We start from the raw sequence: 19,875 nt of genomic DNA on the forward strand, positions 1-19,875 counted from the left end.
CCATGCCCTCACTGACCGACTTCCCCCGGGACTTTCACTTTGGTGCGGCCACATCGGCCTACCAGATTGAAGGCGCTGTGCACGCCGATGGGCGTGGGCCCAGCATGTGGGATGAGTTTGCCCACCACAGCGGCCGTATTGCAGACAAAAGCACGGGCGATGTGGCCTGCGACCACTACCACCGCATGCCGCAAGATGTGGCGCTCATCAAAACCTTGGGCCACAACGCCTACCGCTTTTCCATTGCCTGGCCACGGGTGCTGCCGCAAGGCACAGGGCTGGTAAACGCACAGGGCTTAGATTTTTATGAGCGCTTGGTAGACGCTTTGCTGGAAAAAGGCATCGCCCCCTACGCCACCCTCTACCACTGGGACTTGCCGCTGCCACTGCACGCGCGCGGCGGCTGGCTCAACCGCGACACGTGCCACGCATTTGCCGAGTTTGCCGATGCAGTGGCGCGCCGCTTGGGCGACCGGGTGCACAGCTACGCCACCCTCAACGAGCCGCGCTGCAGCGCCACCGTGGGATACCTAGAAGGGCGCCACGCGCCCGGCATGGAGGACCGCAGCAAATCGCTCTTGGCAGCGCACCATTTGCTGCTGGCCCACGGCATGGCAGTACCTGTGCTGCGCAGCCACACGCAAACGGCCAAGGTGGGCATTGTGTTGGACGTTAAGCCTTACTACGCGGCAGACCCTAGCGTGCAGACCCAGCAGGCGGTGCAGCATGCCGACGGTGTCTTCAACCGCTGGTTCTTGGACCCGCTGTTTTTGGGCCGCTACCCGGCGGATATTTGGCAAGCCCACGGCGAGCATGCGCCAGACATTGCGGCCAGCGATATGCAAATCATTGCCCAGCCCATCGACAGCTTGGGCCTGAACTACTACACCCGGGGGCATGTGCGCTTTGATGCCAGCCTGCCCTACCCCCACGCCCGTGAGGTGGAGGTGCCCGGCGCCTTATACACCACCATGGGCTGGGAAATCTTCCCTGAAGGTTTGCACCACATGCTGTTGCGCTTGCAGCAGCAGTACCCGGTCAAAGACCTGTTCATTGCCGAAAACGGTGCCGCCTTGAACGACCAAGTGCTGGATGGCCAAATCAACGATTCGGTACGCGTGCACTACCTGCACAGCCATCTGATGGCCGTGGCCCGAGCCAAACGCGAAGGCGTGCCCTTAAGTGCCTACTTTGCCTGGTCCCTCATGGACAACTTTGAATGGGGCAAGGGCTACACCCAGCGCTTTGGCCTCTGCCATGTGGACTATGCAACCCAAGTGCGCACCCCCAAGGCCAGCGCCTGGTGGTACCAAGGTTTCATTGCCAGCCAGCAGATATCTCAATAAACAGTTACAAAGAGCGTTCGCGCGCAAATCTCTCACCTTGCCCGTATTGAACCCGCCGCAACAACTCGCCGCCATACCGTCATTTACTACCTACATCCAACGCACCATGACAAGCCCAAACTACCCCACGCCCCCTAGCGACTTGACGTTTCCCCCCGCCTTCCACTGGGGCGTGGCCACCAGCGCTTACCAAATTGAAGGCGGCGCCAAAGACGGTGGCCGTGGCCCCTCTATTTGGGACACCTACTCCCACACCCCTGGCAAGGTACTCAATGGCGACACCGGCGATGTGGCCTGCGACCACTACCACCGCATGGAGTCTGACCTGGACCTCATCAAGTCGCTCGGCGTAGACAGCTACCGCTTTTCCATTGCCTGGCCCCGCGTGCAGCCACTAGGCTACGGCGCTTGGAACGAAGAGGGCTTGGCTTTCTACGACCGCTTGGTGGATGGCCTCTTGGCACGCGGCATTGCACCCCACATCACGTTGTACCACTGGGACTTGCCCCAAGGTCTGCAAGACCAAGGCGGCTGGGAGTCCCGCCAAACCGCGGTGCACTTTGCCGAATACGCACGGGTCATGGGCCAACGCTTGGGGGCCCGCGCCGCCAGCATCTGTACCCACAACGAACCTTGGTGCACCGCGGTGCTGGGCAATGAGCTTGGGCGCTTTGCCCCAGGGTTCAAAGACACCAAGATCATGCTGCGCGTGGCGCACCACTTGCTGCTGTCCCACGGCTTGGCGCTGCAAGCCATGCGCGCTGCGGGGGTGAAGGCACCCTTGGGCATTGTGCTCAATATGTCCCCCAGCACCCCCGCCAGCGACAGCGCCGCTGACATTGCCATGGCCAAGCGCGACTACGCGCAGTTTGTGCGCTGGTACATGGACCCCATCTTCTTGCAACAGTACCCCAGTGGCCCAGACCTGCCGGTGTGCGACGTGGTGCAAGCGGGCGACTTGGCCACCATCGCCCAGCCTATGGACTTCTTGGGCGTGAACTACTACACCCGCCTGTGGTGCTCTAGCGCAACGCCACCGGTTGCGCCACCCAACGCCATGGGCGTGTCCGACATGGGCTGGGAAAACTACCCGCAAGGTTTGACAGACTTGTTGGTCCAGATCCATGGCGACTACACACTGCCCCCTATCTACATCACAGAAAACGGCTTTGCCAATGCCGACAGCGTGGTGGACGGGCGCGTGTCTGACGCCCCGCGCATTGACTACATGCGCACCCACTTGCAAGCCCTCAAGGCCGCCATGGACAAGGGCGTTGATGTGCGTGGCTTCTTCTACTGGAGCTTGATGGACAACTACGAGTGGGACTCAGGCTACGCCAAGCGCTTTGGCCTGTTCCATGTGGACTACAGCAGCCAAGTGCGCACGGCCAAAGACAGCGCGCACTGGTACACCGCCCTCATCGGGCAGCACCGCAAGGCTTAAACCTTAAGCCGCGCCACAGCGCTGGTGGTCTCGCGCACCACCAGCTCTAGTTTGGGCACCAACACCTCGTCCATGGGGTAGCCCATCATGTTCAGCAAGGTATGGGCTGAGTAGCGCCCCACCTCATAGGTGGGCTGGCGTATCGACGTCATGGGCGGGGTCATAAACACCGAGCTAGGCAGATCGTCAAACCCGATGATGGACACATCATTGGGCACATGCAAGCCCCGTCGGTACAAGGCCAAGCGCGCCCCCAAAGCCGACTCATCGTTCGCCCCAAACACTGCGGTAAATGCGATGTGGTTGTCCAAGAGTTGGTTCATGGCATTGAGCCCGCCAATGTCGGTAAAGTCCCCCTGCACCAGCAAAACAGGATCAACAGGCACCTTGGCATCTTGGTGGGCTTTGAGGTAGCCCAGGTAGCGATCCTCCGAGTCAGCACGACCAGCCACCCCCTTGATGTGCGCAATGCGCGTATGGCCCAAGCCCAGCAAGTGCTGGGTGGCCATATAACCGCCGTGAAACTGGTCCAGCTGAATGGAACGCACATTGGGGCCTTCCAGCTTGCGTTCGGTAATCACCACCGGCAACCGGGTGGCAACCTCCAACACCTCGCTGTCTTTCATGCTGCCCGTCAAGATGATCAGGCCGTCTACACGCCGTTCCATGAGCAGGCGCACCGCATTGAGCTCAATGGCCGCGTCCCAATGGCCACTCACAATCAAAGAGGCGTGGCCACTGGCCTCAAAGCCGTCTTCAATTCCTTTGAGGGCATGGGCGTAAAACGGGCTTTGGATAGATTGGGTCAGCACCCCCACTGTCATGGTGATGCCGGTCTTCAGGCTGCGGGCAAACAAGTTGGGCCTGAACTTCAGCCGAGCAATGGCATCTTCCACTGCCTTGCGCTTGCTCTCTGCCACCTTGGCTGTGCCATTGAGAATGCGCGACACCGTGGCCGGTGACACATGGGCCTCGCGCGCGACGTCTAGCAGGGTGACAGGTTCTTGACTGGCGGGGGGGGTGGCGTCTGATCCCAAAATCTCATCCCATGCATTTTTATGGTGCTGACCAAGGGGTCAGCTGTCGCACGATGATACTGGTTTAGCCCTCTAAGCACTAGGTGCGTTGCGGGGCTTCTCCGACGGACAAGCCCAAAGCGGATGCCTGCCTGCCACCCGCTCAACCCCACATCAAAACGCCGCAATCCCCGTCTGCGCACGGCCCAGAATCAGCGCATGGATGTCGTGGGTGCCTTCATAGGTGTTCACCACCTCCAAGTTCACCAAGTGGCGGGCCACACCAAACTCGTCGCTGATGCCGTTGCCACCCATCATGTCGCGCGCGACACGGGCAATGTCTAGTGACTTGCCGCAGGAGTTGCGTTTGAGGATGGAGGTGATTTCTACCGCCGCCGTGCCTTCGTCTTTCATGCGGCCTAAGCGCAAGCAGCCTTGCAGGCCCAGCGATATTTCGGTCTGCATGTCGGCCAGCTTCTTTTGGATGAGCTGGTTGGCCGCCAAGGGCTTACCAAACTGTTTGCGGTCCAGCACATATTGGCGGGCACGGTGCCAGCAGTCTTCTGCCGCGCCCAATGCTCCCCAGGCAATGCCGTAGCGCGCGCTGTTGAGGCAAGTAAACGGCCCTTTGAGGCCTTGTACTTCAGGAAATGCGTTGTCTTCTGGGCAGAACACGCCGTCCATCACGATTTCACCGGTGATGCTCGCACGCAGCCCCACCTTGCCGTGGATGGCAGGGGCTGACAAACCTGCCATGCCTTTGTCCAGAATAAAACCACGGATGGGCCCTACCGCCCCGCCTTCGCTCACCTCTTTGGCCCAGACCACAAACACATCGGCAATGGGGCTGTTAGAAATCCACATCTTGGAGCCTGTGAGCTTGTAGCCGCCGGGCACCTTGTGGGCGCGGGTGGCCATGGAGCCGGGGTCGGAGCCGTGGTCGGGCTCGGTCAGGCCAAAGCAGCCAATCCACTCACCGGTGGCCAGCTTGGGCAGGTACTTTTGTTTTTGGGCTTCGGTGCCGAATTCATAGATAGGCACCATGACCAAGCTGCTTTGCACGCTCATCATGGAGCGGTAGCCACTGTCCACACGCTCCACCTCGCGGGCGATCAGGCCATAGGCCACGTAGTTCAAACCAGGGCCACCGTACTGCTCGGGGATGGTGGGGCCCAAGAGGCCCAGCTCGCCCATTTCACGAAAGATGGCGGGGTCGGTCTTCTCCGCGCGAAAGGCGTCCAGCACGCGGGGCTGGAGCTTGTCTTGGCAGTAGGCAGCGGCCGCGTCACGCACCATGCGCTCGTCATCGCTGAGTTGGGCGTCTAGGAGGAAGGGGTCTTGCCAGTTGAACGCTGCGTGGGCCATAGGTGTCTCCGAAAGCTGGGTGGAAGTTGTGTCCATGTTAGCGGTGGCCTGAGTGCACGGCAAACGAGAAATTTGCACCTAGATATGCCATCTGCACATACTTAATACTCTGCATTTTTGGCACAAATAGCCACTTTACGCACATCCATATTGCCTAAGTAGCTATCAAATACATAGTATCTACGTACCTTTGGTGTGTATATTGCACACACCATGCGCAGAAAAATCCCTTCCCTCCAAGCCCTGGCCTGCTTTGAAGCCGCCGCCCGGCACGAAAGCTACACCCGCGCCGCCCAAGAGCTGGCCATGACCCAGGGGGCCGTGTCACGGCAAATCACCAGCTTGGAAGAGTTTGTAGGCGTGCCCTTGTTCAGGCGCACCCGCCACGGCGTAGTGCTTACCGAGCGGGGTGCAGACTACGCCGCCCAAGTGGCGCCCCGCCTCTTGGGGCTGGAGCAAGACACACTCTCTGTCATGGCACCGCAGGGCCGCAGCGCCAGTGTGCACCTGGCCGCCGTGCCCACCTTTGCCACGCGATGGCTCATCCCACGCCTAGCAAGCTTTAAGGCGGTGCAGCCCGAGCTCACCATCCACATCGAGACGCAAACACGCCCCTTTATGTTTGCCGACACCCCGTTTGACGCCGCGCTGTACTGCGGCACGCCCGAGCAAGTGGCCAACTGGGCAGGTACGCATGCGCTGCGCCTCTTAAGCGAAGACGTGCTCCCCGTGTGCAGCCCCCAGTGGCTGCCCCAAGGCAAGCCCCTGAGTCCTCAGGCTATAGCCGCCCTGCCCCTGCTACAACAAAGCACCCGCCCCATGGCATGGCGCCAATGGTTTGACGCCATGCAGGTAGCCGACGCCCCCATGGCCTTGGCTGGCCCGCGCTATGAGTTGTTTTCGATGACCGCAGCCGCAGCCGCCAGCGGCCTAGGCCTGGCCTTGGTGCCCCGCTTGCTGGTAGAAGCCGAACTAGCCCGAGGCGAACTCGTCATCGCCTGCGACGCGCCGCTCCAAGGCGAACGCGCCTACTACCTCGTGTGGCCCGAACGCACGGATGAGCGCGCGGCGTTGGGGGCGTTTAGGCAGTGGTTGCAGGCGGAGCTTGCTATATAAACAGTAGCTTCTCGCCCATACCCCATGGGCGCCAGAGGCACTTTTCGCCTCTGGCACCCAGGATTTACATCAAACAAACGCAAAATGCTCTTTGTCGATTTGCATGACCGAGCGGGTATGCGCCAAAGCAGTTGAAGGCACCACGCAGGGTTGCGTTGAAAATTTCCCGATCGGAAAATAAATCGCAATTCGACCAGCGAATCAGGGAAATATTCCCGAACGGGAAATATCGCTTGCTTTCCGCACTTTTGTGGCCGACAATTTCCCGAACGGGAAACTCATCAACCCATGACATCCATTCAATCGCCTCAACAATTAGGAAATGCCTTGCGTGCCGCGCGCAAGCAGCTGGGCCTGACACAGCCTCAGCTAGCTCTCGCGGCAGGGGTCGGTGTGCGCTTCATGGTCGACCTAGAAGCAGGCAAGCCCACCTTGCGCTTGGAAAACGTGCTGCGTGTCATTGCTGCCTTGGGCGGCGAGATTCAGTTGAGCGGGTTGCCAGCAGCAGTGACCGACGATCAACAGGCAGTTAATGACCATGGCGCATGAGTTAGAAGTCTGGCTTTTTGCCAATCGGGTCGGCACCTTGGCGCTGGCCGATGGTCGCTTGAGTTTTTGCTACGCATCCAGCTGGCTGGCGCAAGCAGATGCCCTTGCCTTATCCGTGTCGCTGCCCCTGCAAGCGACGCCATTTGACGACCGCACAACGCGTCCCTTCTTTGCCGGGCTTCTGCCAGAGGGGCGCATGCGCCAGCTGATTGCGCAACAGTTCCAAGTTTCTAGCCAGAACGACTTCGCGCTGTTAGACCACATTGGCGGCGATTGCGCAGGGGCCGTGACCTTTCTTGCACCGGGCCAAGCGCTACCCATCCCGCCCCGCAACGAGGATGTTCAATGGCTTAGTGACGACGAGGTCCTAACCATCCTGGATGAACTGCCGCGCCGCCCCATGCTAGCTGGCAAAGACGGATTGCGGCTTTCATTGGCTGGCGCACAAGACAAACTGCCGGTTGTGTTTGATGGGGCCCGCATTGGGCTACCGCGCAATGGCACACCCAGTTCCCACATCTTGAAGCCTGCTATCCACGCGGTGGAAGACAGTGTGACCAACGAAGGATTTTGCATGGCGCTGGCTGAGGCCATGCAACTCAAGCCGGCGAAATCGATTGTTCACCGAGTGCGGGGTCGCGCGTTCCTGCTGGTGGAGCGATACGACCGACTGATAGATACCCAAGGTAAGCGGCAACGCCTTCACCAAGAAGACTTTTGCCAAGCGCTGGGCGTGGTACCGGAGATGAAATACCAAAACGAAGGTGGGCCCGATCTGGCGCAGTGTTTCAACTTGGTACGCAGCGCAACGCGCCCCAGTGCACCGCAAACCTTGCGCCTGCTCGACTACGTAGTTTTCAATGCGCTGATCGGCAACCACGACGCGCACGCCAAGAACTTCTCGCTGCTGTACGCAGGCAAAGCACCCGTACTGGCACCCTTCTACGACACGCTGTCAACGGCTGTGTACCCAAGCTTGACACCGAAGATGGCGATGAAAATCGGCAGCAAGTACAAATTCAGCGAGGTTCAGGCGCGGCACTGGGAGCAATTTGCAGAAAGCGCCGGCCTCACCAAAGCGCAGGCGAAAAGGCGCATACGGGAGTTGGCCCATTCATTGCCAGGCGTGGCGCGCAAGCTCCAGTCCGACCGTGAACGAGGCTTTGCTGGCAACGCAGTGGTTGAGCAAATCAACGCATTAATGGAACAACGTTGCGCTTTGACCATTCGGCGGCTCACCGACCCCGATGCAGAAAATGACGCGACTGCAGAGCCCCCGGTCTGAACCATCCATCGGACTCAGGGGCACTCAAACTAGGCCAGCGCATGAAGGGTCTGCGCTAAAGCTCTTGATTTGAAACACTTCGCACACTTGCTTAAGAAAACCAAAAGTGCGCTGCACTTGGGATGCATGCCCCTCCCGCTCTGAGCGCCAAGACCCGTCAATGGGAAGCAGTTTTTCTGCGAAAACTCCCATCCCAACCAACAAGCACCGCAGAGCGATCGCTATGCCTTTTATAGCTTCTCACCCTTACCCCATGGGCGCCAGAGGCACTTTTCGCCTCTGGCACCCAGGATTTCCATCAAACAAACGCAAAGTGCTCTTTGTCGATTTGCATGACCGAGCGGGTGGACGCCAAGGCGCTGGTGCGGTGGGCGTTGGCGCGGGGCAGCAGGCGGTCGAAGTAGAACTCTGCGGTCTGGATTTTGGTGCGGTAGAACTCGTCAGACTCTGCGCCCTTGGCGGGCTGGGCTGCGTTGGCAGCTGCTTCGCTAGCGGCCTTGTCTTTTAACTTGCTCTTGCCTTTGGACTTGGCCTTGACCGTGTCTAACTCGCCTAGCAACTGGGTGGCCTTCTCCGCCTGCAGGGCCCAGTAGTAGGCCATCATCACGTAGCCGGAGTACATGAGGTAGTCAAAGCTGGCAGAGCCCACCAATTCGCGGTCTTTGGGGGCGCGCAGCATGATGGCGGTGGTCAGCACATTCCACTCGGCAGCGCGCATGGTCAGGTTGCGGGCCATGGCGCCCAAGGGGGTGCGCGACAGCAAATGTGGGCGGGCAAACTGCAGCATGGTGAGGCTGAAGTCGCGCACACACTTGCCTTTAGAGCCCAGCAACACCTTGCGGCCCAGCAAGTCCAAGGCTTGAATGCCGGTGGTGCCTTCGTACAGGGTGGAGATGCGGGCGTCGCGCGCAATTTGCTCCATGCCGTGCTCTTGCACGTAGCCATGGCCACCAAACACTTGGATGCCCAGGTTAGCGGCTTCCAAGCCCATTTCGGTCAAAAAGCCTTTGAGGATGGGCGTGAAGAAGCCCAGCTTGCTGTCGTACTCTTTGTACTTGGCTTGGTCGCCCGCGGCCACGGCGTTGAACATATGGTCACCCAGTTTGAGCACGCCGTAGATCATGGCGCGGCCACCTTCGGCAATGGCTTTTTGGGTGAGCAGCATGCGGCGCACATCGGGGTGCCAGATCAAGGCGTCGGCCTTGTTTTCAGGCTCTTTTTTGCCCGACAAGGCGCGCATAGAGCGGCGGTCTTTGGCATAAGGCAAGGCACCTTGGAAGGCGGCTTCTGCATGGCACACGCCCTGCACAGCGGTGCCCAAACGCGCTGTGTTCATGAAGGTGAACATGGCTTCCAAGCCCCGGTTGGGCTCGCCCACCATGGTGCCCACCGCTTCATCAAAATTGAGCACAGCCGTAGATGAGGCGCGAATGCCCATCTTGTGCTCGATAGATCCGCAAGAGACGCCGTTGCGCGTGCCCAGCGAGCCGTCTGCATTGACGTTGACCTTGGGCACAGCAAACAAAGAGATGCCGCGTGTGCCTTCAGGCGCGTCGGGCAGGCGTGCCAGCACGATGTGGATGATGTTGTCGGTCAGGTCGTGCTCACCGGCCGAGATAAAAATCTTGGTACCTGTGAGCTTGTAGCTGCCATCTGCCTGAGGCACAGCCTTGGTTTTGATTTGGGCCAAGTCGGTGCCGCACTGTGGCTCGGTCAGGCACATGGTGCCCGCCCACGTGCCTGCCACCAAAGAGGGCAGCAACTGCTGCTTCTGTGCCTCGGTGCCGTATTGCATCAGCGTGTTGATGCAACCCACGGACAAGCCAGGGTACATGGTGAACGACCAGTTGGCCGTGCCCATCATCTCAGACTTGAAGATGTTGAAGGACATGGGCAGGCCTTGGCCGCCGTACTCAGCGGGGAAGGACAAACCTTGCCAGCCACCTTGCACAAACTGGTCGTAGGCTTCTTTAAAGCCCTTGGGCGTGGTGACCACGCCGTCTTTGAAGTGGCATCCTTCTTGGTCGCCTGAGTGGTTCAGCGGGGCCAGCACTTCTTCGCACAGGGTGGCGGCACCTTCCAAAATGGCGTCCACCATATCAGGCGTGGCCTCGGCACCGTTGCTCAGGCTGGCGTAGTGACCGGGGTAGTCCAGTACTTCGTTCATCAAGAAGCGCATATCGCGCAGGGGGGCTTTGTACGTAGTCATGGTTTAACGCTCCACAATGGCAACAACACCTTGGCCACCTGCGGCGCAGATGGAAATCAGGCCACGGCCTGAACCCTTTTGGGCCAGCAGCTTGGCCAGGCTGGCCACAATGCGCCCGCCGGTAGCGGCAAACGGATGACCCGCTGCCAAGGAGCTACCGTTGACGTTGAGCTTTTTCATATCAATCTTGCCCAGGGCTTTGTCCAGACCCAAGGTTTCTTTGCAGTAGGTTTTGTCTTCCCACGCCTTCAAGGTGCACAGCACTTGGGCGGCAAAGGCTTCGTGGATTTCGTAGTAATCAAAGTCTTGCAACTTCAGGTTGGCGCGGGCCAGCATGCGAGGCACTGCGTAGGCGGGTGCCATGAGCAAGCCTTCTTTTTTGTCAAAGAAGTCCACCGCTGCCACTTCGCTGAAGGTCAAGTAAGCCAGCACGGGCAGATTGCGCGCGGCGGCCCACTCTTCGCTGGCCAGCAACACGGCGGAAGCACCGTCGGTCAGCGGTGTGGAGTTGCCTGCGGTCAGCGTGCCTTTTTCCGGGGCTACCTTTTTGTCGAACACGGGCTTTAAGGAGCGCAGCTTTTCGATGCTGAGGTCGGCGCGCAAGTTGTTGTCGCGGTTCACGCCCTTGAAAGGGGTCATGAGGTCGTTGAAGAACTCAGCGTCGTAGGCCTTGGCCAGGTTTTGGTGGCTCTTCAAGGCCAAGGCGTCTTGGTCTTCGCGGCTGATGCCCCACTGCTGCGCCATTTGCTCGGCGTGCTCGCCCATGGACAAGCCGGTGCGTGGCTCGCCATTGCGCGGGAGCGACGGTTGCACCAACATGCCGGGGCGCATTTTGGCCAACGCGGCCAGGCGCTGGGCCGTGGTCTTGGCGCGGCTGGCTTCTAGCAAGATCTTGCGCATTTTTTCGTTCACGCCAATGGGTGCGTCCGAGGTGGTGTCCACGCCACCGGCAATGCCGCTGTCAATGTGGCCCAAGGCGATCTTGTTGGCCACCAGCATGGCAGCCTCCAAGCCTGTGCCGCAGGCTTGCTGGATGTCAAACGCAGGGGTTTCGCGCGACAAGGTGGTGGAGAGCACGCTCTCACGCACCAGGTTGAAGTCACGCGCATGCTTCATCACTGCGCCTGCGACCACGTCACCCAGACGCTCGCCATGCAGGTTAAAGCGGTCCACCAAGCCTTGGATAGTGGCGGTGAGCATCTCTTGGTTAGACGCTTGGGAATACACCGTGTTGGAGCGAGCAAACGGAATACGGTTGCCGCCAATGATGGCGACGCGACGGATAGCTTGGGTCATAAGGTGTCCTATTGAAAAGGAAATTGGGGGCTGTGCAAACGGGGCCGACAACTAAGCGGTGTGGAAGCTCAAGTGCCCACGCACATGCGGCTTGTCGCCCTTGGCGTTACGCACTTCAAACAGCGCAGCCTGGTCAAAGCTGCCCGTGGTTTGGCGGGTAGACCACAGCGAGGCGCGTGCAGGCAAGAACAAGGGCGTTTTGAACTCCACAGCCACTTCTGCTTGTGCCACGGGTGCGGCGGGCATGAGTGCAGCCAAAGCGCGTGCCTTGGTCCACATGCCGTGGGCAATGGCTTGGCGAAAGCCAAACAGCTTGGCCGAGAGTGCCGACATATGGATGGGGTTGAAGTCACCCGACACCTTGCCGTAACGCCGCCCCAAGTCGCTGGAAGCGAAGAAGTCTGCTTGGTGTGACAAGGGCGTGTCCATGCTGAGCGCACTGGCAAAGGGCTCGCCGGTGGGGTTTTTCACACCCATGCGCAGCAGGGTTTGCGTGGCTTCCCACACCAACTCGCCATCGCGCAAAATTTTCATGTCGAGGTCAAACATTTGGCCCTTGTCATGCGCCATGAGTTGGCCGGTCGACATTTCCACGCGCACATCGTCACCGGCCGCCAAGGCGTGGTGCTGCTTCACGCGGTTGCCCAAGTGCACGGTGCCCAAGGCAGGCCATGGGCAATCGGGCGACACAAAAAACGCCATCGCCAGCGGAAAGGTCAGCATCTGTGGGTACAGCAGTGGCACGCCATGCGCCGCTTGGTAACCACACACCTTGGCATAGGCGGCAATGGCTGCGCCGTCCAGCACCACGCTGGGCCGCACATAGGTGATGGCGGGCAAGGCCTTGACCACACCAGCGCGCTTGCGCGTGGACAACAAGGCCCCAACGTATTGCGACGCGGTGGCGGGCAGGGTTTCAAAGTCAATGGTTTTCATGCTGTGCACCTGTGCGTTAAGCGCCGATCAGGCTTTGGCCGCACACGCGCACCACATTGCCTGTCAGACCGTTGGAGGCGGGGCTTGCAAACCACGCAATGGCCTGGGCCACATCCTGTGGCAAGCCGCCTTGGCTCATGGAGTTCATGCGGCGGCCCGCTTCGCGAATGGCAAAAGGCACGGCAGCGGTCATTTGCGTCTCAATAAAGCCAGGCGCTACCGCGTTGATGGTGATGCCCTTCTTGGCAAAAATGGGCGCTGTGCTTTGCACCATGCCCACCACACCGGCCTTCGACAATGCGTAGTTGGTTTGCCCCAAGTTGCCAGCAATGCCCGAGATCGACGACACGCACACAATACGCCCACCCGCTTTGAGGGCGCCGGACTCCACCAAGGCGTCGTTGATGCGCTCTTGGGTCGACAAGTTCACGTTGACCACCATCTGCCAGAAATGCTCTTTCATGTTGGCAATGGTTTTGTCGCGGGTAATGCCCGCGTTGTGCACCACCACATCCCAGCCGCCATCGGCCTTGGCGGCGTCTACCAACAGTTGTGGGGCATCGGCTGCGCCAATGTCCAGGGCGATGGTGCTGCCGCCAATCTTGGCAGCCACTTCATCCAAACTTGCTTGGGCTTGTGGAATGTCCAAGCAAATCACGGTGGCACCCTCTTGGGCCATGACTTCAGCAATCGAGGCGCCAATGCCACGTGACGCGCCAGTGACCAGCACTTTTTTGCCCGCCAGGGGCTTGCTCCAGTCGGCAGGAGCAGCGCCCTCGCCCACGGGCGCACCTACGCGCACCACCTGGGCCGACACATAGGCCGAGCGGGGGGACAGCAAGAAGCGCAAGGTGGATTCGAGCTGCCCTTCAGCGCCTTCAGCCACATAGACCAACTGCACCGCAATGGCTTTTTTGAGTTCCTTGGCCAGGGAGCGGCTCAAGCCCTCTAGCGCGCGTTGAATCGTGGCTTGGCGTGGGGTTCGGCACAGCTCTGGTGGGCGGCCCAAAATCACCACGCGGCCACATGGCAGCACCGAGCGCGCGGCATCATGGAAAAATTGGTACAGCGCCTCGGACTCACTGCTGTCCACCAAGCCTGTGGCGTCAAACACCAGGGCTTTTACTTTTTCGCCGGGTTGGCCGTCAACGCCCCAGCGGCCGCTCATCAAACCGGCTTGGTTGGCAATGGGCGTCCATTGGGGCAGCTGGGCGTGGGCCACGGTTTGAGCGCCAATGCGTTTGAAAATGCCGGCCAATGTTTCTAGCAAAGGCGCGTTGGTGCCACCACCGAGCAAGACGCTGCCTTTGATGACGGGCTGACCCGCCTTGTAGCGCTCTAGCACCATCGGTTTGGGCAGGCCCAGCACATCTGCCAGTTTGCCGCCCACAGGGGAGTTAGCGAAATTCAGGTAGGAATCGGTCATGGTGTCGTCCAGTGTTGTGCATGCATATTGGATTTTGGTACCGCCAAGTACCACGAGCGCCATTCTCTGCGCAATCTCTTGGTATTCTCTAGACCTGCGTGCCTAAAACAAAATAAATATTTCCCATGGACCCCGCCCTCCCCACTCTCGACACCAACGAGCACCGTATCCGCCTGTTTGAAGGCATGGCACGCGCTGTAGCGTCTAAGGGCTACGGTGCCAGCACCATTGCCGACATCGTGCGGGAAGCTAGCGTCTCGCGCCGCACCTTTTACGAACACTTCGCCACCAAAGCGGATTGCCTGGTCGCCTTGTACGAAAACGCCAGCCGCAACGCACTGGCCGTGCTGCGCGCCACCCTTGACCCCGAACGCGACTGGCACAGCCAGATTGAAGAAGCGATCACCGCCTATTTAGGCTACTTGGGCAGCAACCCGGTGCTTACGCAAACCCTGTTCATCGAAATACTGGGCTTGGGCGCGCCGGGATTGGCCGCCCGCAGACGCGTGCACCAAGAGATTGCCGACTTCATGCGCGCCGTGATCAACGCCTCTGAAGGCCGCCAAGTCTTGTCCCCCGAACTGGCCATGGCCATGGTGGGCAGTGTGAATGAGCTGGCGCTGGAGTTGATCGAGCAAGACCGTGTGCACGAGATGAAGACCATCGCCGTCACCACCGCCACTTTGGTACGCGCCGTGGTGGACTTCCACAGCCCCAAACGCTAGCCAACGCCCGCCCCAGGAAATAGCCAAAGGCCGACGCCATGTGCTCGGCCTTTGGCGTTTTTGCCGCTTACCACGCCAGTGATTGCCTAAACAATGTTTGCTCAAACATTAATTGCCTTGACAATCACTGCCTAGGCAATTAATATTCAGCCCATGAACGCTAAAGCCTCCAAGTCGCCCACTCCGTCATCAGACGCTGGCAACACGCCCGAGCCCATCACGTTTTACCAAGCCCACAGCTACAAGCCCGATGACAGCGTGGGCTACCTCATGCGGCAAATCATCACCAGCGTGGGCCAAGAGGTTGAGCGGCAATTCGCCCATACCGAGCTCACCAACGCGCAATGGCTGCCCTTGTACAAAATGCACCTCGGCCAAAGCAACACCGTGGCCAGCGTTGCGCGCAGCTGCCAAATGGACTCGGGCGCAATGACCCGCCTGCTGGACCGTTTGGAGGCCAAAGACCTGTGCAAACGCAGCCGCTCCGAGGAAGACCGCCGCGTGGTCAACATCACCCTCACCGAGGCGGGCACCCAAGCTGCGCAAGAGATTCCCAAGGTCTTAAGCACGGTGCAAAACGCCTACCTCGCAGGCTTTAGCCAAGAAGAATTTGACACCCTCAAAAGCCTGCTACGGCGCATGTTGACCAACGCACAAAACTTTGGCACCACAGACGCACCCAATTCCCACGCAGAGTAAGCACAAGGCCCGCCCCGCTACCTAAGCGCCCGCCTGATTCCCCCCGCTCGTATCCCTATGACCCATACCACCACTTCTCACCACGCCCCAGCATGGGGCCGCATGGCCCTTAGCGCCACCGCACTCCTGGTGCTCAGCGCTTGCGCCAATTTTTCAGGCATCAGCTCCAGCGCCAAGCTCATTGAACCCAAAGCCGTGGGCCTAGCGCCGCAAGCAAGCCAAGCCTCCGCTGACCTGCCACCCTTGGCCGCGCCTTTGGACGCCCAGTGGTGGCTGGCCTACCAAGACAGCCAGCTCAACACCTTGATCACGCAGGCGCTCGACAGCCACCCTAGCCTGCGCGTGGCCCAAGCCCGCCTGGCACGCGCCCAAGCCGTGAGCCAACACGCCGAGTCCAACGGTGCGCCCCAAGTCAATGGCAGCCTGGACATGACCCACCAACGCTTTACCGCAACCGGCATGTACCCACCGCCGCTGGCTGGGTCTGTTAACGACACCGGCACGCTGCAAGCCAACGCCAGCTGGGAGCTGGACTTCTTTGGCAAGAACCGCTCGGCCTTGGACACGGCACTGGGCCAAGCCCGCGCAGCCCAAGCCGATGCGCAAGCGGCTCGCATGCTTTTGGCCAGCAATGTGGCGCGCACCTACTTTGCGCTACAGAGGGTGAATGCCCAACTCGCCGTGGCCGAGCGCACCCTGGCGCAACGCACGCAATCCAAAGCCTTGGTGCAAGACCGTGTGAACGCTGGCCTGGACACGCAGCTCGAGCTGCAGCAAAGCGACAGCGCGCTGCCTGAGGCCCGCTTCCAAATCGAAGTGCTCAAAGAGCAGCAAGCCCTGCAGCTCAATATGCTGGCGGCACTGACTTCTCAGCAAAATGTGCCACTAGCGCCCACGCTGACTGCGCAAGCAGCTATAGAACCTATAGCACTGAGCCAGACCATTCCACTGGACCTGTTGGGCCGACGCGCCGATATAGCCGCCGCACGCTGGCGTGTGGAGGCCGCCAGCAGCGATGTTGCCAATGCCAAAACACTGTTCTACCCCAATGTGAACTTGGTCGGCTTTGCCGGACTCTCCAGCATTGGCTTTGACAAGCTGCTGAAAAACGAGAGCCAGCAATGGGGCGTAGGCCCCGCCATCCGTTTGCCCATTTTTGAAGCGGGCCGCTTGCGTGCCAACCTCAAGGGCAAAGCGGCTGACCTAGACGCCGCCATTGAAAGCTACAACGCCTTAGTCATTGACGCAGTGCGCGACGTGGCCGACCAACTGGCCTCGGCCAAAGCCATACAACGCCAACGCGTGGAGCAAGCCGCAGCCCAGGCCTCTGCCGAAGCCGCCTACGCCATTGCCACCCAGCGCTACAAGGCAGGCTTGGGCACTTACCTGAACGTGCTGAGCGCCGAAACCGCGGTACTGGCCCAACGCCGCCAGGCGGTTGACCTCAACGCCCGCGTACTGGACACGCAGATTCAACTCATTCGCGCACTCGGTGGCGGCTATAGCGCAGAAGCAGACAGCCTGCATGCTGCCCGCTGAACCCCGGCCCCACCCCAGACCCAACGCATTTATCTAGACCCAATTTCTCAAAAACATCATGAGCACAGCAAACACAACACCCTCCGCCTCTCAAGCCAACCCTGCACGTAAAAAGGCCCTCACCGTTCTATCGGGCGTGGTGCTAGTAGGTCTGGCGTGGGGCGGTTATGAGTGGATGGGCAGCCGCCACCAAGAAGCCACCGACAACGCTTATGTACAAGGCAATGTGATTCAAATCACCCCCCAAACAGGTGGCACTGTCACGGGCATCTTGGCCGACGACACCGACTTCGTGAAGGCCGGCCAAGCACTCGTGCAGCTAGACACAGCAGACGCAAAAGTGGCGCTGGACCAAGCGGAAGCCAACCTCGCACAAGCCGTGCGCCAGGTGCGCACCCTGTATGCCAACAACGGCACCTTGGGCGCGCAAATCCATGTGCGTGAGTCCGACATTGTGAAAGCACAGACCGAGATCGCCCGCGCCACCGACGACCTGGCCCGCCGCCAAGCCTTGGTGGGCAATGGCGCAGTGTCCAAAGAAGAACTCAACCATGCCCAATCACAGCTGGTCGCGGCCCAAAACGCTTTGGCCAGTGCCAAAGCCGGTGTCGAAGCCGCCCAAGAGCAACTGAGCAGCAACCGCGCCATGACCGATGGCACCAATATTGAGAGCCACCCCAGCGTGCTGGCGGCCTCTGCCAAGGTGCGTGAGGCCTTCTTGGCGCTGCACCGCGCCGCCTTGCCCGCTCCGGTGGATGGCTTTGTGGCCAAGCGCACCGTGCAGCTCGGCCAGCGCGTACCCGCAGGTGCGCCCTTGATGTCCATCATCCCCTTGAACCAACTGTGGGTGGATGCCAACTTCAAAGAAGTGCAGCTGCGCAACATCCGCATTGGCCAGCCGGTAGCCCTGACCGCCGACCTGTATGGCAAAAAGGTGGAGTACACCGGTACCGTGGCTGGTATGGGTGCTGGCACCGGTGCGGCCTTTGCCCTGTTGCCCGCACAAAACGCCACCGGCAACTGGATCAAGGTGGTGCAACGCGTGCCTGTGCGCATTGCCTTGAACGCTGAACAACTCGCTGCCAACCCTTTGCGGGTGGGCTTGTCTATGGAAGCCACCGTGGACGTCACCGACCAAAGCGGCAAAGCCTTGGCGGATGCGCCCCGCGCGGCCTCCATCGTCCAAACGCAGGTGTACGCCGCTCTAGACACCGAGGCCAATGCCGAGGTGCGCAAGGTGATTGCTGCCAACGCGGGCCAGAAGTTGCCTGCAGTGAACTAAGCCTTTGTGTCTACCACTGACGCATCTGCACACCTGACCGCGCCCCGCTACCGCCACTGAGCCGCCCATGAGCACGCCCACCTACACGCCCTTGCAGCCGCTGCAAGGCTCAGCCCGCATGTGGGGCACGATTGCCCTGTCTGCGGCTACGTTTATGAACGTGCTGGACTCGTCCATTGCCAACGTTTCTTTGCCCTCCATTGCCGGTGACTTGGGCGTCAGCCCCAACCAAGGCACTTGGGTGATCACCAGCTTTGGCGTGGCCAACGCCATTGCCTTGCCCCTGACCGGCTGGTTGTCCCAGCGCTTTGGCCAGGTGCGCTTGTTCACCATGAGCGTGCTGCTGTTTGTGCTGACCTCGTGGCTGTGCGGCCTATCGCCCAATATGGAAACGCTGATTGCCATGCGTGCAGCCCAAGGCTTTGTGGCGGGTCCCATGATGCCTTTGGCCCAGGCCCTCTTGCTGTCTAGCTACCCGCCTGCCCTGGCAGGCATGGCCATGGCTTTATGGGCCATGACCACGCTCGTTGCGCCCGTGATGGGGCCTGTGCTGGGCGGCTGGATTACCGACCACACGCACTGGGGTTGGATTTTTTACATCAACATCCCCGTCGGTTTAATCGCGGCCTTCATCACCTGGACCATCTTCAAAAAGCGCGAAACGCCCACCCGCCAATTGCCGATCGACAAGGTGGGGCTGACGCTGTTGGTGATCTGGGTCGGTGCGCTGCAAATCATGCTGGACAAGGGCAAAGAGCTGGACTGGTTCCACTCGGGCGAGGTGATCGCTTTGGGCTTGGTCGCGCTGATTGGCCTGGCCTTCTTCATTGCCTGGGAACTGACCGACGCCCACCCCGTGGTGGACCTCAAGCTGCTAAAGCTGCGCAACTTCTGGACCGGTACCGTGGCCATGGCGGTGGCCTACAGCCTCTTCATGGGCAACTTGGTGCTGCTACCTTTGTGGCTGCAACAGTTCATGGGCTACACCTCCACGCAAGCGGGTATGTTGATGGCACCTGTGGGCTTGTTTGCCATCATCTTGTCGCCGCTGGTGGGCAAAAACATCCAGAAGTTTGACCCCCGTGCGCTCACCACGTTTGCGTTTGTCGTGTTCTCACTGGTGCTGTACTTGCGCTCCAACTTCAACACGCAGGCGGACTTTGGCACCATCATGTTGCCCACCGTCATCCAAGGCGTGGCGGTGGCCTTCTTCTTCATCCCGCTCACCACCATCATCTTGGGTGGCATTCCGCCGGAGAAGATTCCGTCGGCCTCTGGGCTGTCTAGCTTTGCGCGCATTGTGGGGGGCTCGTTTGGTACCTCTATTGCCATCACCATCTGGCAAGACCGCGCCGCCATTCACCACGCCCAACTATCTGAATTGGTGAACATCGGCAGCAGCGCCACCAACAGCGCGCTGGCAGGCTTTGGTGCTGCGGGCATGGGCACCGAGCAGGCCTTAAGCCAAATCAACCGCATGGTGGACCAACAGGCCTATATGCTGGCGGCCAACGATGTGTTTTATGGCTCGGCCATCATCTTCTTGCTGTTGATTCCTTGCGTGTGGCTCGCCCGGCCCAAGCGTGCAGCAGCCGGTGGCGCTGGAGCGGCAGACGCAGCAGCTGGCGCACACTAGGCAAAC

16 protein-coding genes are annotated in these 19,875 nt (G+C 60.2%); 10 read left to right on the forward strand and 6 right to left on the reverse strand.

From position 1 onward, the window contains the following. Window positions 1-2 precede the first annotated feature (2 nt). Window positions 3-1,346, forward strand: a complete 1,344-nt coding sequence (locus EXZ61_RS11715) for a GH1 family beta-glucosidase (protein ID WP_142811945.1) — start codon at window positions 3-5, stop codon at window positions 1,344-1,346. A gap of 106 nt (window positions 1,347-1,452) precedes the next feature. Further along, a complete protein-coding gene (locus EXZ61_RS11720) occupies window positions 1,453-2,790 on the forward strand; it encodes a GH1 family beta-glucosidase (RefSeq protein ID WP_142811946.1) in 1,338 nt (445 codons plus the stop codon). On the opposite strand, the gene EXZ61_RS11725 is transcribed toward EXZ61_RS11720, so the two are convergent. Together EXZ61_RS11725 and EXZ61_RS11730 are read right to left on the reverse strand one after the other, a co-directional pair. Then, entirely contained in the window at window positions 2,787-3,827 is a 1,041-nt protein-coding gene (locus tag EXZ61_RS11725) for a LacI family DNA-binding transcriptional regulator (RefSeq protein WP_142811947.1), read from the reverse strand. The genes EXZ61_RS11720 and EXZ61_RS11725 overlap by 4 nt on opposite strands. Window positions 3,828-3,980: 153 nt before the next feature. Continuing rightward, entirely contained in the window at window positions 3,981-5,171 is a 1,191-nt protein-coding gene (locus EXZ61_RS11730) for an acyl-CoA dehydrogenase (RefSeq protein ID WP_142814215.1), read from the reverse strand. Window positions 5,172-5,384: 213 nt separating this feature from the next. Between EXZ61_RS11730 and EXZ61_RS11735 the strand changes: the two genes are divergently transcribed. The 3 genes from EXZ61_RS11735 to EXZ61_RS11745 all read left to right on the forward strand — a co-directional run bounded on the left by EXZ61_RS11735 (window position 5,385) and on the right by EXZ61_RS11745 (window position 8,121). Further along, complete coding sequence (locus EXZ61_RS11735) at window positions 5,385-6,287, forward strand: LysR substrate-binding domain-containing protein (protein WP_142811948.1); 903 nt, start codon at window positions 5,385-5,387, stop codon at window positions 6,285-6,287. A 288-nt stretch (window positions 6,288-6,575) separates the two neighbouring features. After that, the gene (locus tag EXZ61_RS11740) at window positions 6,576-6,836 is read left to right on the forward strand and encodes a helix-turn-helix transcriptional regulator (protein WP_142811949.1); all 261 of its coding nucleotides are present in this window, start codon (window positions 6,576-6,578) and stop codon (window positions 6,834-6,836) included. Further along, window positions 6,826-8,121: a type II toxin-antitoxin system HipA family toxin gene (locus EXZ61_RS11745; RefSeq protein WP_142811950.1), complete on the forward strand. Its 1,296-nt coding sequence runs from the start codon at window positions 6,826-6,828 to the stop codon at window positions 8,119-8,121. The genes EXZ61_RS11740 and EXZ61_RS11745 overlap by 11 nt, the downstream gene beginning before the upstream one ends. A 298-nt stretch (window positions 8,122-8,419) precedes the next feature. Here the strand turns inward: EXZ61_RS11745 and EXZ61_RS11750 are convergent, their stop codons facing one another. The 4 genes from EXZ61_RS11750 to EXZ61_RS11765 are packed head-to-tail and all read right to left on the reverse strand — an operon-like array spanning window position 8,420 to window position 13,988. Further along, a complete protein-coding gene (locus EXZ61_RS11750) occupies window positions 8,420-10,330 on the reverse strand; it encodes an acyl-CoA dehydrogenase C-terminal domain-containing protein (RefSeq protein WP_142811951.1) in 1,911 nt (636 codons plus the stop codon). 3 nt (window positions 10,331-10,333) lie between these two features. Next, window positions 10,334-11,626: an acetyl-CoA C-acetyltransferase gene (locus EXZ61_RS11755; RefSeq protein ID WP_142811952.1), complete on the reverse strand. Its 1,293-nt coding sequence runs from the start codon at window positions 11,624-11,626 to the stop codon at window positions 10,334-10,336. A gap of 51 nt (window positions 11,627-11,677) precedes the next feature. After that, window positions 11,678-12,562, reverse strand: a complete 885-nt coding sequence (locus EXZ61_RS11760; protein ID WP_142811953.1) for a MaoC/PaaZ C-terminal domain-containing protein — start codon at window positions 12,560-12,562, stop codon at window positions 11,678-11,680. Window positions 12,563-12,578: 16 nt separating this feature from the next. Continuing rightward, a complete protein-coding gene (locus EXZ61_RS11765) occupies window positions 12,579-13,988 on the reverse strand; it encodes a 3-oxoacyl-ACP reductase (protein ID WP_142811954.1) in 1,410 nt (469 codons plus the stop codon). Window positions 13,989-14,113: 125 nt separating this feature from the next. On the opposite strand from EXZ61_RS11765, the gene EXZ61_RS11770 reads away from it, so the two are divergent. From EXZ61_RS11770 to EXZ61_RS11790, 5 genes are all read left to right on the forward strand, one after another. Beyond that, on the forward strand, window positions 14,114-14,713 hold the full coding sequence (locus EXZ61_RS11770; protein ID WP_142811955.1) for a TetR/AcrR family transcriptional regulator: 600 nt from the start codon (window positions 14,114-14,116) through the stop codon (window positions 14,711-14,713). Between the two features lie 153 nt (window positions 14,714-14,866). Then, the gene (locus tag EXZ61_RS11775) at window positions 14,867-15,412 is read left to right on the forward strand and encodes a MarR family winged helix-turn-helix transcriptional regulator (RefSeq protein WP_142811956.1); all 546 of its coding nucleotides are present in this window, start codon (window positions 14,867-14,869) and stop codon (window positions 15,410-15,412) included. Window positions 15,413-15,469: 57 nt separating this feature from the next. Next, the gene (locus EXZ61_RS11780) at window positions 15,470-16,951 is read left to right on the forward strand and encodes an efflux transporter outer membrane subunit (protein ID WP_342590548.1); all 1,482 of its coding nucleotides are present in this window, start codon (window positions 15,470-15,472) and stop codon (window positions 16,949-16,951) included. Window positions 16,952-17,009: 58 nt separating this feature from the next. Next, complete coding sequence (locus tag EXZ61_RS11785) at window positions 17,010-18,233, forward strand: HlyD/EmrA/EmrK family protein (protein WP_142811957.1); 1,224 nt, start codon at window positions 17,010-17,012, stop codon at window positions 18,231-18,233. A gap of 67 nt (window positions 18,234-18,300) precedes the next feature. Then, window positions 18,301-19,869: a DHA2 family efflux MFS transporter permease subunit gene (locus tag EXZ61_RS11790; protein ID WP_142811958.1), complete on the forward strand. Its 1,569-nt coding sequence runs from the start codon at window positions 18,301-18,303 to the stop codon at window positions 19,867-19,869. Window positions 19,870-19,875: the final 6 nt, after the last annotated feature.

The organism is Rhodoferax aquaticus (assembly GCF_006974105.1).
Taxonomy (GTDB): Bacteria; Pseudomonadota; Gammaproteobacteria; order Burkholderiales; family Burkholderiaceae_C; genus Allorhodoferax; species Allorhodoferax aquaticus_A.